This is a genomic window from Pseudoalteromonas sp. SG44-17, from assembly GCF_014164235.1.
GTDB lineage: Bacteria > Pseudomonadota > Gammaproteobacteria > Enterobacterales > Alteromonadaceae > Pseudoalteromonas > Pseudoalteromonas rhizosphaerae.
Genome location: NZ_JACJEV010000012.1, coordinates 72,408 through 87,456, shown reverse-complemented (window position 1 = coordinate 87,456; position 15,049 = coordinate 72,408). Strand labels below are relative to the sequence as shown.

Annotated in this window: 13 protein-coding genes; 10 read left to right on the top strand and 3 right to left on the bottom strand. The window is 39.2% G+C overall.

The genetic code is table 11. From position 1 onward, the window contains the following. Positions 1-8 precede the first annotated feature (8 nt). Positions 9-1,076 carry an A/G-specific adenine glycosylase gene (gene mutY, locus H5182_RS10880; protein WP_220493125.1) on the bottom strand — a complete coding sequence of 356 codons (1,068 nt, stop codon included), beginning with the start codon at positions 1,074-1,076 and terminating at the stop codon, positions 9-11. 166 nt (positions 1,077-1,242) lie between these two features. Between mutY and trmB the strand changes: the two genes are divergently transcribed. The 5 genes from trmB (at position 1,243) to arcA (ending at position 6,146) form a co-directional block, all read left to right on the top strand. Then, positions 1,243-1,968 carry a tRNA (guanosine(46)-N7)-methyltransferase TrmB gene (gene trmB, locus H5182_RS10875; protein WP_145237549.1) on the top strand — a complete coding sequence of 242 codons (726 nt, stop codon included), beginning with the start codon at positions 1,243-1,245 and terminating at the stop codon, positions 1,966-1,968. Between the two features lie 33 nt (positions 1,969-2,001). Then, the gene (rsmC, locus tag H5182_RS10870; protein ID WP_182760011.1) at positions 2,002-3,027 is read left to right on the top strand and encodes a 16S rRNA (guanine(1207)-N(2))-methyltransferase RsmC; all 1,026 of its coding nucleotides are present in this window, start codon (positions 2,002-2,004) and stop codon (positions 3,025-3,027) included. Between the two features lie 147 nt (positions 3,028-3,174). Continuing rightward, positions 3,175-4,800 carry a sensor histidine kinase gene (locus H5182_RS10865; RefSeq protein WP_145237555.1) on the top strand — a complete coding sequence of 542 codons (1,626 nt, stop codon included), beginning with the start codon at positions 3,175-3,177 and terminating at the stop codon, positions 4,798-4,800. Then, on the top strand, positions 4,797-5,321 hold the full coding sequence (locus H5182_RS10860) for a YfiR family protein (RefSeq protein WP_145237558.1): 525 nt from the start codon (positions 4,797-4,799) through the stop codon (positions 5,319-5,321). Before H5182_RS10865 ends, H5182_RS10860 begins: the two co-directional genes overlap by 4 nt. A gap of 108 nt (positions 5,322-5,429) precedes the next feature. Next, entirely contained in the window at positions 5,430-6,146 is a 717-nt protein-coding gene (gene arcA, locus H5182_RS10855) for a two-component system response regulator ArcA (protein WP_016709833.1), read from the top strand. 27 nt (positions 6,147-6,173) lie between these two features. Here the strand turns inward: arcA and arcB are convergent, their stop codons facing one another. Further along, the gene (arcB, locus tag H5182_RS10850; RefSeq protein WP_145237561.1) at positions 6,174-8,498 is read right to left on the bottom strand and encodes an aerobic respiration two-component sensor histidine kinase ArcB; all 2,325 of its coding nucleotides are present in this window, start codon (positions 8,496-8,498) and stop codon (positions 6,174-6,176) included. Positions 8,499-8,711: 213 nt separating this feature from the next. Here arcB and folE2 point away from each other — a divergent pair, with 213 nt between their 5' ends. The 4 genes from folE2 (at position 8,712) to H5182_RS10830 (ending at position 12,076) form a co-directional block, all read left to right on the top strand. Continuing rightward, positions 8,712-9,632, top strand: coding sequence for a GTP cyclohydrolase FolE2 (gene folE2, locus H5182_RS10845; RefSeq protein WP_182760010.1), 921 nt, complete (start codon positions 8,712-8,714; stop codon positions 9,630-9,632). A gap of 91 nt (positions 9,633-9,723) precedes the next feature. Then, the gene (locus H5182_RS10840; protein ID WP_145237569.1) at positions 9,724-10,317 is read left to right on the top strand and encodes a DUF2726 domain-containing protein; all 594 of its coding nucleotides are present in this window, start codon (positions 9,724-9,726) and stop codon (positions 10,315-10,317) included. A 102-nt stretch (positions 10,318-10,419) separates the two neighbouring features. Further along, positions 10,420-11,127, top strand: coding sequence for a 5'-methylthioadenosine/S-adenosylhomocysteine nucleosidase (gene mtnN, locus H5182_RS10835; protein ID WP_182717012.1), 708 nt, complete (start codon positions 10,420-10,422; stop codon positions 11,125-11,127). A gap of 1 nt (position 11,128) precedes the next feature. After that, positions 11,129-12,076, top strand: a complete 948-nt coding sequence (locus tag H5182_RS10830) for a cobalamin biosynthesis protein (RefSeq protein WP_145237575.1) — start codon at positions 11,129-11,131, stop codon at positions 12,074-12,076. Between the two features lie 63 nt (positions 12,077-12,139). Here the strand turns inward: H5182_RS10830 and tyrS are convergent, their stop codons facing one another. After that, positions 12,140-13,339 (bottom strand): tyrosine--tRNA ligase, encoded by a 1,200-nt coding sequence (tyrS, locus tag H5182_RS10825; RefSeq protein WP_145237578.1) that lies wholly within the window; start codon positions 13,337-13,339, stop codon positions 12,140-12,142. Positions 13,340-13,489: 150 nt separating this feature from the next. Between tyrS and H5182_RS10820 the strand changes: the two genes are divergently transcribed. Next, entirely contained in the window at positions 13,490-14,803 is a 1,314-nt protein-coding gene (locus H5182_RS10820) for a peptidoglycan DD-metalloendopeptidase family protein (protein ID WP_145237580.1), read from the top strand. Positions 14,804-15,049 lie beyond the last annotated feature (246 nt).

The window sequence follows — 15,049 nt, the reverse complement described above, 5'->3', positions numbered from 1 at the left end:
AAACGATATCAGTTAGTGTAAACTATTGTAGCAATTTGTTTAACTAGCTTTTTAGTTGGGGCGGCTAAACCAACCTCTATTGACTGGTCCAACGGGTACCAAACTAGTTGTCGCTCATTCACCACATCAGGCACTTTATGCAAAGTGAGTACATGCGGATTAATAGTTAATTCAAAGTGCGAAAATATATGCGTAAAAGGCTCAATTGGCACAGTTGTAACAGCAAGCCCTTGCTGCGCTAAAAAAGTATCTAACTGAGATTTTTGCTCAAATTCAAAAAAACTAAATAAACCGCCCCATATTCCTGAGTTAGGCCTTTTTTCCATCAATACTTGATCATTACATTGAATAATTAATTGATGGCACACTTTCTTTGGCACTGCTTTTTTAGGTTTTGAATGAGGGAACTGTTTTACCTGCTCAGTCTTATACGCTCCACAACGCGAACGCAACGGGCAAGGTTGGCAGTCAAACTTGCTACGTGAGCAAAGGCTTGCTCCTAAATCCATCATTGCTTGGTTAAACTCAGTCACTTGTTTTGCTGGAGTTAACTGCTCTGATAGTTGCCATAATTGGTTTTCAACTTTTTTGACTCCGTACCAACCTTCAATCATAAAAAATCTGGCAAGCACACGTTTTACATTACCATCTAATATAGGATGATGTTGGCCAAGAGAAAGCGATAAAACAGCTCCTGCAGTCGAGCGCCCAATTCCTGGCAAAGCGACAACCTCGTCTAACGTTGTTGGAAACTCACCTTTGTATTGATCTCGAATTATCTTTGCGGTTTTATGTAAATTGCGAGCTCGAGCATAATAGCCTAATCCGGTCCAGTGATGCAGCACGTGATCTTCATCTGCATTTGCTAAAGCGATAATATCTGGAAAACTTTGCATAAACTTTTCAAAGTAAGGAATAACTGTGACTACCTGAGTTTGTTGCAACATCACCTCAGACACCCACACCTTGTAAGGTGTTTTATTTAATTGCCAAGGTAAGGTTTTACGCCCATGTAATTCATACCAATCGACTACTTGCTGAGAAAACCAGCTTGCTTCACTGTTGTTTAACTTCAAAATAATTACTTTTTAAACCCGACTCTTAATGGCGCTCAGTCTATTGCAGTGAGTTAAAATATCAAGTTATAAACATACACAAAAGATAAGGCCTTGTGATCAACGCCGTGGTCAGGGATAATACGCCACCATTTTAAGACATGTTGTTTTCATCAGGCCAAAATATATGAGTGATTCAAGTAACGATAACCTTGAGCAAGCGATGCAAGAAGGTAAATATATTCGTACCATTCGCAGTTTTGTTAAGCGCGAAGGTCGTTTAACCAAAGGGCAAGCTGCGGCAATTGAAAAATGCTGGCCAACCATGGGGCTTGAACATCAACAAGGCATGCTTGATCTAGCCCAAGTATTTGGTAATGACAACGACGTTGTTTTAGAAATTGGTTTTGGCATGGGTAAATCATTGGTCGAAATGGCCAAGAGCGCACCACACCTTAACTTTATTGGTATTGAAGTACACCGCCCAGGTGTTGGCGCATGTTTAATGGATGCTGATGAAGCAGGCATTACAAACTTACGTATTTTTGAGCATGACGCTGTTGAAGTATTTGCTGATTGTATTGCAGAGGGCAGCATTACTACGGTGCAACTATTCTTCCCTGACCCATGGCATAAAAAACGCCACCATAAGCGTCGTATTGTGCAACCTGCATTTGTAGAGAGCTTGCGTAGCAAATTAAAAATTGGCGGTGTATTCCATATGGCAACAGATTGGGAAAACTACGCTGAACATATGCTTGAAGTAATGCAAGCAGCGGAGCATTTTAAAAACCAATCTGAGACTAACGATTATGTACCACGTCCTGATTTACGTCCCTTGACGAAATTTGAGCAACGCGGCCATCGTTTAGGTCATGGCGTTTGGGATTTAATGTTCGAGCGTATTAGCTAAATTAATCAAAACAACTTTAAGGCAAAGCCATTTATGAGCGCATTAACTAATCCAAGTTCACTTTTACTACGCAATAGTGCAAACCTAATGGCGGACTCTATTTTAGTAGTTAATTTTGTGCAAGATGGCTTTTTGTCACAACTGCGCCAGTTAAATCCAAACAGCAAGATCAGCGCTTTTAGTTACAACCATGCTAATGGTGAGTTTGCTAAAAATATCAACAGTATTGATGTTTGTGTTAGCCATGAGATAGCCGGTCAACACTTTGACCTCGTTATTTATTATTACCCAAAAGCAAAACCTGAAGCATTGATGATGTTGGACAATATTCGCGCGGTTATCAACCCAGACGCTGAGTTACTGGTGGTTGGTGAAAATAAAAGTGGTGTGAAATCGATTGAAAAGCAATTTAGTAGCCACTGTGAATACAGCAATAAAATCGATAGTGCCCGCCATTGTGCTTTGTATTTATTCACCGAGATAAAAACCTTAGCTGAGTTTGTTATTACTCGTTACCATAAGCAATTTAATGTTGATGTTGCTGGCGTTAGTTTTAATGCCATCAGCGTACCTGGTGTATTTAATCACGGTGAACTTGATGGCGGTACTAAAATACTGTTAGAGAATGCACCTGTAATTAAATCTGGCAATGTACTGGATTTTGGCTGTGGCGCGGGTCTTATTGCGACCTTCTTAGGTTTAAAAAATCCAGCTTTGAATTTTACCTGTACGGATGTTAGTGCTCTTGCAGCTTATGCAACCACGCAAACATTGGCACTTAACGGTGTTAACGGTAGCGCTTTACTAAGTGATGGGTTAGCAAATGTAACTGGAAAATTTGAGCTTATTATTTCAAATCCACCATTTCATACCGGTATTGCCACTGATTATACTGTTGCTGAACAGTTTTTAAGTGGTGCTAAACAGCACTTGACTAAGCAAGGCAAGTTAACCATTGTTGCAAACTGCTTCTTGAAATACCCGCCAATTCTAGAAGCTCAGTTCGGTAGTTATCAAGTAGTACACAAAACCAATAAGTTTTCAGTGTATAGCAGTTAATTGCTGCTATAACCTCACAAACGCTGCCAAATAATATAAATGGCAGCTTTTCAACAAAGTTATTATATTTTTTAGTCACTTTGATAGGTCTTTGCTAGACTTACAGCAACTAGATAAAAATTAAATAACTTGGCCTTCATTACAATAATGTCTAAATCAACATCGCCAACAAGTATTCGCAAAGCACTGATAAGCGCAGTCATGCTTGTTACTGCCTTGTGTTTATCGTTATCTATTTCTATTTCAACCTACCTAGATGTCAAAGAGCAAAAGCAATTAATTGTCAACAAGCTCAATATTCTCGCTGAAATAATCGCTTTTAATGCACAAGTAAGTGTACTGTTTGATGATAGGAAAACCGAAGAGCAACGCCTTAAATCTTTCGAAAAAATTCCACTCATTAAAAACATACATATTTATGCAATCGACGAAATATCAAATAAAGCAGTATTTTTTACCAGTTTCAATGCACGAAAAACCCCACCAGTGCCACTTCGAGTTGATAGTATTGAGCAACTTCAAGAACCTAGAATCACTGAAGACTACATAGAGCTAATCAAACCAATTACTTACGAAGGTGATATTAAGGGTTATGTGTATATTCGTGGTGGCTTAGAGCGCCTTAACGCCTATATTAACCAAAAAATTCTTATTGATATCCTTTTAACGCTATTCGTTTTAATACTGGTTTATTTTGTCGCAAAACGAATTCAAAAGCGTATTGCCGACCCCATTGACCAATTAAGTACGTTGCTGCAAGATGTTTCGAAAAATCATAATTATAGCGCCCGAGCTCCGAAAACTAATATTACCGAAGTCAATATGCTTTCGAATAGTTTAAATATCATGCTAACTCGCACACAAAATCAAATAGAGCGTCATAAGAATGATAAGCAAGAAATTAAACAGTTAAACCAAAGCCTAGAAGAAAAAGTAAATCAACGTACAATCGCACTCCGAGAGGCAAATCAAGAGTTGCTAACAACCCTTGAGCGAATGCATCAATACCAAAACCAAATTGTTGAAAGTGAAAAAATGGCCTCTTTAGGGCAGATGGTTGCAGGTGTTGCACATGAAGTAAATACACCGATTGGTTTGGGGATCACTGGTTCTACCCTGCTTCGCGATAAACTGGCAGAAATAAGTCTAGGGTTTGAGCAAAAAACCTTAACCTCAAACCAATTGAAGCGCTTTATCGACAATGGCATAGAAAACTTAGACCTTATCTATCGAAATTTAAATCGTGCTGCGGAACTGGTATCCAGCTTTAAAAAAGTAGCAGTAAACCAAGATGGTGAGCTTAATTCGCTGATCAATATGCATGATCTTATAACTAACGTAATGCTTTCTATGCGTACTGAACTAGAGATCAAGGCTCCTAAAATCGTTATTCATTGTTCTGAACAATTGATGATCGAAAGTAAAGCGGGTCCCCTACAACAGGTATTACAGCAATTATTAAGTAACTCGATAATCCACGGCTTTAAAGATAATAAAAATAACGAAATAGAAGTCACAGTGGAACGTAACGAAAGTAGCTTGATCATCAACTATTACGATAATGGTATCGGAGTTGATAAAAGCGTTAAAAAACGCATTTTTGATCCCTTTGTTACCACTAAGCGCGGCGAAGGTGGCAGTGGTTTAGGTATGCATTTAGTTTACAATTTAGTCACACAAGCCTTAGGAGGCAGTGTTTACTTTGATGATCAAAATATAGAAGGTACGCGCTTTATAATTACCTTGCCATTAACAGAGGCAAGTAAAGTATGAGATTAACAGGTTTATTACTGGCTCTGATGCTGCTGTTTCCTACCTTTTTACAGGCCAAATCCCCTGAACAAGTCAAATCGGCGTTCCTATTTCAGATTGCAAAATTCGTCGAGTTCCCTAAAGTTAACAATAAACAGGCTGTGACTTTTTGTTTTTATGACGTTGAACATGGGATTGGTGAGCTATTAAAGGATAATTCGAATCTTAAAATTAACGATATACCGATTGAAACCGTATTAATTAATAAAAAACAGCAAATTTCTGAACTTTCTCGCTTTTGTGATATCACATACATTGATGAAACAATGGAAGATGATATAATTCCACTTTGGATCGATACCATTTCATTAAGTACCTTAACAGTTGGTGAGAGTATCAGTTTTTTAGAAAAAGGAGGCGTTGTCTCTTTGGTCCAAGAAGGGAATAAAATCCGACTGTATATCAATAAGCAGCAGTTGTTGCGCAGCAGTTTTAAAGTGCAATCTCGGTTATTAGCTGTTTCTAAATTTCATCCGAATTGATTTTACTTGTTAACAATTGGATATACTCCTATAATCACTAGTATTCGGTTTTATAATACAATACCGAATTAATTGTAAATAAAATATTCCGAAAAAGGTTAATTAATAATGCAAACGCCAGTCATTCTGATTGTAGAGGATGAAGACGTAACTCGACTAAACCTCGTTAGTTTATTTGAAGCTGAAGGTTACAAAGTTATTGAAGCCATTGATGGCGATGACATGCATGACAAGCTTACAAATAATGATGATGTGAACCTTGTAGTTATGGACATCAACCTGCCAGGCAAAAACGGGCTAATACTAGCGCGTGAATTACGTCAAAAGCGTAACGTTGGACTTATTTTCCTAACCGGTCGTGATAATGATGTAGACCGTATTTTAGGCCTAGAAATTGGCGCGGACGACTATATTACTAAGCCGTTCAATCCTCGTGAATTAACTATTCGTGCTCGTAACTTGCTTTCTCGTACTGCCCTTGGTGGTGAAGAATCAAGCCTTGAAACAAATGGTGTGATCACATTCAATGGCTGGGAACTTGACGAAAATAGTCGCTGTTTAACATCGCCAAATGGTGATGCCAAACGTTTACCTAAAGGTGAATACAGAGCACTGCGTCTAATGCTTGACTCTCCGGGCCGTATTTTCAGTCGTGAGCAACTAATCAAGCATATGACTGGTCGTGAGTTACGTGCGAATGACCGTACCGTTGATGTAACGATCCGTCGTATCAGAAAGCATTTTGAAAGTGATAACAGCACATCTGAGCTTATCAGCACCATCCATGGTGAAGGTTATCGTTTCATTGGTAAAATTGATAGTTAATATCTGTTTTACCAAGTAATGACAGCATTAACGTTCTAATTGCTGTAAGAATAAATGAAGGGCATGTTGCCCTTCATTTATTTTATCTGCCAATATTACTAACCAAGTCTTTAATACTTCATCACTTTCTTCAATAGAACCATGTTCCATGGTCTTAGCGTGTAACTGTACATCATTTAAACCAACTGAACCTGCAGCACCTTTAAGCTTATGTGCTACAGACTTATACTCTTCACGGTCACCAGCTGCTAATGACGTTGCTAACTCTTGCTGATACTGTGGATTTAGCTTTTCAAATAAACTGCTGCTGCGCTTAAATGTTACTATGCCCATCGAATTAACAAAATCTTCAATGGTTTCAACATCAAGTAACTCTACATTGATATTTTCACTGGCTTCTTTGCTAACCGTCAGGCGTGTTTCATCAGACTGTTGTAGATGTTTAATATCAAATAGTTCAGCCAGCATTTTATCAAGCTTCGTGGTATTGATAGGTTTAGCTAATGCGCCTTGAATTGAGATCCCTTGTAACTCTTCTTCGGCGCTACGCACATTAGCCGTAAGCGCGACAATAGGTAACTTATCAAAATGGCTATCGGCACGGATCTGTCTTGCTACTTCATCGCCATTAATATCTGGCAGTTGCATATCTAGCAGTACTAAATCCAGATCATCCTCAGTTTCAACAAACGACAATGCATCTTCACCGGTTTCAGCCCAGATAACTTCATGACCACGTTGCTCAAGTAAGTTAGTGGCGATTTCAGCATTAAGCGGCACATCTTCAACTAGCAAGATATTCAAACTACGGCCAACATAACTTTGTTCAGCCGGAGCGATACAAAGCGCCAGCGGTATTTCAACCACAAAACAGCTGCCCTCTCCTTCGGTACTGCTTACATGTAATTGTCCTTTCATTGCTGTAACCAAAGCCTTGGTGACCGCTAAACCAATACCTGATCCTATCGCATTAGTACCATTTAAATCCGGCGCTTTATAATACATATCAAAAATACGATGTAATTGCTCTTGTGGAATACCTTGCCCGGTATCTGTTACTTTCATGACTAACCACGCGCCATCCGCACGATTTTCCCGAGCACACGCTAATTGAACTTTACCTTTTTGGGTAAATTTAACCGCATTATTTATTAAGTTCCATACCACTTGGCGTAATCGGGTCGGATCTAGCTGCGCATAAATATCCAGCATACCTTTGCGCTTAATTTCAAACTCTAAGTCTTTTTGCTCAGCGATCAATCCTGCAAAGTTAACCACATCATTAATAAAATCAGAGACGTTTATTGAGTCGGTAACAATATCGAGTTGTTCGCGATCTATCTTATCTAAATCTATAATATCATTAAAAATATTTCCTAATGTTTCAGCACTAGAAAATACGGTGTTACACCAACTACGTTGCTGCTTATCCAAGTCGGTGTCTAGTAACATACGGGTTAAACCCACAATACCATTGAGTGGAGTTCGTAATTCATGACTTAGGGTGGCAATAAATTTCCCTTTGTCTTTATAAGCGGTTTCAAGTGCTTGAGCTGCTTCTTTGCGGCTGGTGATATCACGCCCAAATGCTAATAAGCCAATGTAATCACCGTCATCATTAATAAATGGGAGCTTGCGCATTTCAAACCAACGGTTTTCATTGCCTACAGGGTATTCAACATCAAGCGTTAAAGCGGCGTGAGTTTTTTCGACTTTGTTATCAGTTAGTAATACTTCCGGTAAGAATTGCGTTGGGTAAATCTCCTCTGCAGTTTTACCTATTAACTCGTCACTTGATTTCCCCATAACCTCTTCAAACATTTTATTACAGCCGGCAAAAACACCATTGTTATCACGGTAATAAAATAAATCAGGGGATGAATCAACAATAGAGCGCAGTAACATGCCTTGTTGAGCAAGCTCTTGCTGGGTTTTTTTACGTTCAACTATTTCTCGCCTGAGTTCTTCGATTGCACGGTGCTTGGCATGAAATGCCATTTTACGTTCATCTATCTCTACATTTAAGCGATTGATATTATCTTTTAAAGTTTGATTTAATAATTTTTCTTGCTTAGTGGCACTATCTAAATACGCATAGGAAGCATCTAACTGGCGGATTGAATTGATTAACACACTGATAATAATGGGCGACACTACTGCAGTAAAAAATATCACGGCAAGCACATCGACAAGCATCACCTCGCCTACTGCAACATAATAAAACATACACGATAATATTAATGCCAGTACTAATAGTAAGACATAACAAATAGTTGCGGTTTTGAATTCACCAAATCGAGTAATTAAACTAGAAAGTATTCGAGCCCATGGACTCAAAGAGGAATCGATCATATATAAATCTGTCTCTTAGCTATACATATAAGTATATAAAAAATCAGCTGACTACACAGCTATAAAAAAACGACTAGTGTTAGGATTTTAGCACTTTTGCATTAACTATTTTCATGTTCCGCGACGAAAACAGAAAATTTTCATCTACCACGTATTTTTTATTTATTTCGTGTAAAATATTGCGCTTTACAATTGCCAATAACGAGATTTTCCATGCAAAGCAACATGCCCGATATAGCAGATACGGCTCCCGCCTTACAAACAGGTAAATTAGACTGGGTTGGTATGGCTGATATTGAACTGCCTTTTTTATTTGAATCTCGTGATCTTGCGCCTATTAATGTCAACGCTAAAGCTCGTGCTTTTGTTAATCTTCACAAAGAAGACGCAAAAGGTATTCATATGTCGCGGTTATTTTTAGCGCTCGATACCCTGTCAACTGAGCAACACGTTAACCCGCAAACTATTGCACAAGCGCTCGATAGCTTTATCTCTAGTCACACTGGATTAAGCGACCAAGCTAAAATTGAATTTAAGTTTGAACTACCGCTGCGCAGAAAATCACTCCTTAGCGGCAAAGCGGGTTGGAAAAGCTACCCGTTGACCATAGTGGCAAAAATTGACCGCGGTGTACTTAGTTTTGAATTAAGCCTTGATGTAACTTACTCATCAACTTGCCCATGCTCAGCGGCATTAGCTCGCCAACTTATTCAACAAGCCTTTGTTGAAAAGTTTCAGCAGCATACTCTTAGCCATGAAGAAGTGGTCAACTGGCTTGGCAGTACCGATGGCATAATCGCCACACCGCATTCTCAACGCTCTATTGCCAATGTAAAAGTCAAACTAGATAGTAGCATCCGTGAGTTTGATATTTTGAGCTTGATCGATACTCTTGAAGATGAGCTTAAAACCCCTGTACAAGCGGCAGTTAAGCGTGAAGATGAGCAAGAATTCGCCCGTTTAAATGGTCAAAATCTGATGTTTTGTGAAGATGCTGCGCGTAAAATCAAAGCCGTGTTAGAAGATGCACAATACGCCGATTACTGGTTACAAATAAACCATTATGAATCTCTGCATGCCCATGATGCTGTAGCGATTGCAGTAAAAGGAATTGCTGGCGGATACCAGCCATAACTTAGCTGTTATAAAGTGTAACTTCATTACAACTGGGCACGTAAATTGCTAAGTAATTTATAGTGTCAATTTGTTGTTGTGGAGTTACCGTATGGAATTCGCTTTATTATCAATTTTAGTATTAGTCGTAGGGGCATCTGTTGTTGCGTCAAAGTTTACCGATGATGGCGGAAACCCTTACCCATTCACGCGTAAAACCAGTGTATTTACGCAAGTTGAAAGCTCATTCTTAAACCTTTTAGAACGTGCTGTAGGCGATCAATATAAAATTGTTAGCCGTGTAAAATTAATCGATATCATCGATTGTAAAAAAGGTTTATCTGCTAAAGCTAAACGTGCTGCAATCGCTAAAGCAAAAAACAAACAACTGGATTATGTGCTGATTGATAAAGAAAAGATGACGATTGTGGCAGCGGTTGACTTAGTAAACAACGCCAATAAAGATGGTCATAAAGCACAACGAGACTGGTTTGTTAATGGTGCACTTGAAGCTGCTGGCATTCCACATATCCGTATGAAAGTTAAATCTGGCTATCGGCCATCAGAAGTACGCGAAGCAATTATGTTTAAGCTTGGCAAGCCGACAGCACAAAGTAGTCGCCCGACACGCAACCGTGTTACTAAGCCGGCGGTACTATCTCCTTCGCAAGCTAAAGCCCATTCCACAGCTTTAGCTGAAATATAAGTTTTCTTAAACGATAAAATGCGAGCTTTTAAGCTCGCATTTTTGTTTTTTATCGCTAACTTCACGTATAATCTAAACATCTAATTAGAGGAATTTAAAATTATGAATGTCGGTATTATTGGCGCGATGGAGCCAGAAGTTAAAATTTTGCGTGAAGCAATGCAAAATCCACAAATTCTAACTAAAGCAGGTTTCACTTTTTATACAGGTGAATTAGCTGGTAACACTGTGACTTTAGTGCAATCAGGTATTGGTAAAGTCGCCTCTAGTATTGCAACAACGTTATTGATTGATAATTTTCAACCAGACTGTGTGATCAACACAGGCTCTGCCGGTGGTTTTGATCCATCTCTGAGTGTTGGCGACGTGGTAATTTCATCTGAGGTACGTCATCATGATGTTGATGTAACCGCTTTTGGTTATGAAATTGGCCAAGTACCACAGATGCCTGCTGGTTTTGCCGCTCACCCTAAATTAATAGAGGCTGCACAACAAAGTGTTGAAAGCATCAGTGACGTGAAGACCCTGATCGGCTTAATTTGTACTGGCGATTCATTTATGTGTGATCCGGTGCGTATTGATAAAGCCCGCGCGGACTTCCCTACTATGTTAGCTGTAGAAATGGAAGGCGCTGCCATTGCACAAGTATGCTTTTCTTTAGCTACACCGTTTGTAGTGATCCGTTCAATGTCTGATATTGCAGGTAAAGAGTCACCACAGTCATTTGAAGAATACCTAGAAACCGCTTCAATAAACTCATCAAAAATGGTGGTCGCATTACTAGAAAAGCTGACTACGGTAACGCTCTAACGTGTTACTCAATTTAGTTCAGCAACATTTGGACTTTATTGTATTTATATTAGCGCTCCTTGCTGAGCGCTTTTTACCTTTGGTAAGCTGGTATCACCCAAATATATTTTTAACTGCGGTATTTAGAGCTCTTGGGAAACGCGTTTTTAGAAAGAGTGAACCTGCAAGTTACCAATATTTGTCATCCTCGTTATGTTTCACCTTAGTCATTTTAGTGATCATGACCTTGGTAGTCTTACTGCTTGAATTCGCCTATTACCCTGAACTATTAGCTGGGTTAATTTTATACCTCTGCCTAGAGTGGCGAAGTGTAGAAAGTAAAGCACTGCGCATTGCACGACTCGTTAAACAAAATCAAAAGTCTACAGCCCGAGAGTTATTAAAACCGCTACTTGCTCGTCAGGTAGATAAATTATCAGGCCCAGGTCTTTGCAAAGCCATCATGGAAACGCTGATCTTAAGAGTTGCTCGTCATTACTTTAGCGTTATTTTCTTTTATCTACTATTTGGCCCTATGGCTGCACTGGCTTATCGCTTACTGACTTTGATCCACCAAGCTTGGCGCAAAGATATTATGCCTAATAGCCCATTTTTAAAATCACTTAGTTGGCTATTATATATTCTTGAGTGGTTACCTACGCGGATATTGGCGCTGACTATTGCAGCAAGTAAAGCCAGTAAATTGAGCATTCATTATATCAAGCATTATGGACGACATTTTTATCAAATAAATAGTGGCTGGTTATTAAGTTGTTGTTCGGCCTCTGTTGGTGTGCAACTCGGTGGCCCTGCCATATACCAAGATACTCGATTTGATAAAATGCGTATTGGTACTGAACGTTTACCGCAGGCTGATGATATTACTGTATTGATCAATCGGCTAAATCAAGCGCGTGGCTTTTGGTTACTGGTTATATTTGGCATCGAAATCATTAAAACAATGTTGTAGATCACAAAGAGTAAAAAACCAGCCGAAGCTGGTTTTTAAAACTGAATTTTCATTCTTTACCTATTAAGCACAGGTAATATTTGCAAACTTACGCTTACCAACTTGATAAATAGCTGTGCTGCCTTTTGCAATTTCAAGCTTAGTATCAGTGACCTTTTCTTCGCCATTGATTTTAACTGCACCTTGTTTGATCATTCGCATAGCTTCTGATGTACTCGCAACTAAGCCTGCTTCTTTAAGCAAGTTAGTAATAAATACGGTATCTTCATCAATCGTTACAGTCATATCTGGGATATCATCCGGTAACGCATTTTTTTGAAAACGTTTAATAAAATCTTCATGCGCACCAACAGCTGCCGCATCGCTGTGAAAACGAGCAATCATTTCTTTTGCTAAATCGATTTTAATATCACGCGGATTAGTACCTTGTGCAACCTTTTCTTTAAGCGCAGCAATTTCGTCAATTGATAAGCTACTTAGCAAATCATAATAACGCCACATCAGCTCATCACTAATAGACATGATCTTACCAAACATATCGTTAGGGGCATCAGTAATACCAATGTAGTTACCTAATGACTTAGACATTTTTTGCACACCGTCAGTGCCCTCAAGTAAAGGCATCATTAATACGGTTTGTGGCTTTTGGCCTTCGTCTTTTTGTAGCTCTCGACCCATTAATAGATTAAAGCGTTGATCAGTACCACCGAGCTCAACATCAGCTTCAAGCGCAACTGAATCCCAACCTTGCACTAATGGATACAAAAACTCATGAATCGCAATTGATTGTCCGCCAGCATAACGCTTTTTAAAATCATCACGTTCTAGCATACGAGCAACCGTTTGACGTGCTGCTAGCTTGATCATACCTGCAGCGCCTAAATTCTCCATCCAAGTTGAATTAAAAGCAACCGTGGTTTTAGCCGGATCAAGAATTTTAAATACTTGTTCTTTATATGTTTCAGCATTTGCCAATACATCTTCACGGGTTAGTGGCTTACGAGTTACATTTTTACCCGTTGGGTCACCAATCATACCGGTGAAATCACCAATTAAGAAAATCACTTCATGACCTAAGTCTTGGAAGGTTTTCATTTTATTAATTAGCACAGTGTGACCTAAGTGTAAGTCAGGTGCAGTTGGATCAAAACCAGCTTTGATCTTTAGCTTTTTACCAGACTTTAGCTTTTCGACTAACTCGTCTTCAATTAATATTTCTTCAGCACCGCGTTTTATCTCTGCTAGAGCGGTTTGTAAGTCCACTATGTATTACTCCAAAAAATTCAGTCAATCTGGTGATTCTAGCGTAAATCCGCGCCAGTTTAAATCTACAAAACACTGGTATTAACGCTTTATTAAGTATATCCTGCAATATTAGTGATTAATTATCTTGACAGCAGGAAAAGGCACGTTATGGTTCGCGTTGTGCACACTCTCCCAAAAAAACACAAATTGCTTATTTTAGGCTTGGTTTCTGCTATTGCTGCTTTAACACTCATTCCTTCAGAAAAAGCCACCGCCTCTAAAGACAATAGCGCTGATGCGTTAGAAATTGGCAAGCGCTACGAATTACAAATTAAAGTTGATGACGTTGAGCAATTAACTGAATTAAATTCGCAAGAAGATGCAGCAAAACTCCCAGAATACGATCTTATCGATTTCGAAGTTAAAAACGGTGACAATTTAGCACTTATTTTCAAACGCGCCGGATTCTCGGCGCAAACCGTTCATAAACTGCTTAATACCAATGCAGAAACACGTAAACTTAGTAAAATTCACCCAGGTGAAACATTAAGCTTTGCTACCGCCGAAGATGGTTCTTTGGCACAGTTACGTTATGTGATTTCAAAAACAGATACCCTGTTCGTTACATTAAATGAAGAAGGTAACTACGATACGTCTATTGATAGTAAAGAAATTGAAACATTAACTAAATCAACAGGCGGAGAAATTACTAACAGCTTTTGGACCTCAGGTATTGCTGCTGGTTTAAGTGAACGGCAAATAATGAACTTTGCTGATATATTCGGTTGGGATGTGGATTTTGCCAATGATATCCGTAAAGGCGATCAATTTGGTTTAATCTATGAATCGCATTATGTTGATGGCGAGTTTATTGGTACAGGTAAAATTATTGCCGCTGAGTTTATTAACCAAGGTCAACGTTACGCGGCTATCCGTCACAGCGATGGTACTTTTTACACGCCTGAAGGGCGTAGTATGAAAAAAGCATTTTTACGTGCACCAGTTAACTTTAAATATATTAGCTCAAGCTTTAATCCGCGTCGCTTACACCCTGTAACAGGACAAGTAAGAGCACACCGTGGGATTGACTACGCAGCTCGTACTGGAACGCCAGTAGTTGCCTCTGGTAATGGTAAAGTAATTAAAGCTGGTTACAGTAAGTATAATGGTAACTATATATTTATTAGTCACGGCACACAGTACGTCACTAAATACCTACACCTTAACAAGAAACTAGTTAAAACTGGTCAAAAAGTTAAGCAAGGTCAAAAAATTGGTACTGTCGGCTCCACCGGTCGTGTAACAGGCGCGCACTTACACTACGAGTTTTTAGTTAACGGCGTTCACCGTAACCCTAAAACGGTTAAGTTACCGAAGTCAGAGCCTCTGCCTCGCGACGAGCTTGCTAAGTTTAAACCAATAGCAGATAACTTCTTAGCGCAGCTAGAGCGCAACCGAGAGCTACAGTTAGCGCTTAAGTAAAGCGGCCAGCGGCCAGCGGCCAGCGGCCAGAAAATATAAAACCGTTGCTATGCCAATAGCAACGGTTTTCTTGTGGAGCTGTAGCCATAAGCCATAAGCCATAAGATTGTGTGTTCTGACCCCGATAAAATAGTCACGCGTTAATTTACAATAAAACAAAACTAATCAGCAACTAACTGTATACATCAATAGCAGCTTGAATTTTGTCCAATGTTACTGCTCTCTACCATTTGGGTGTATTGCTGC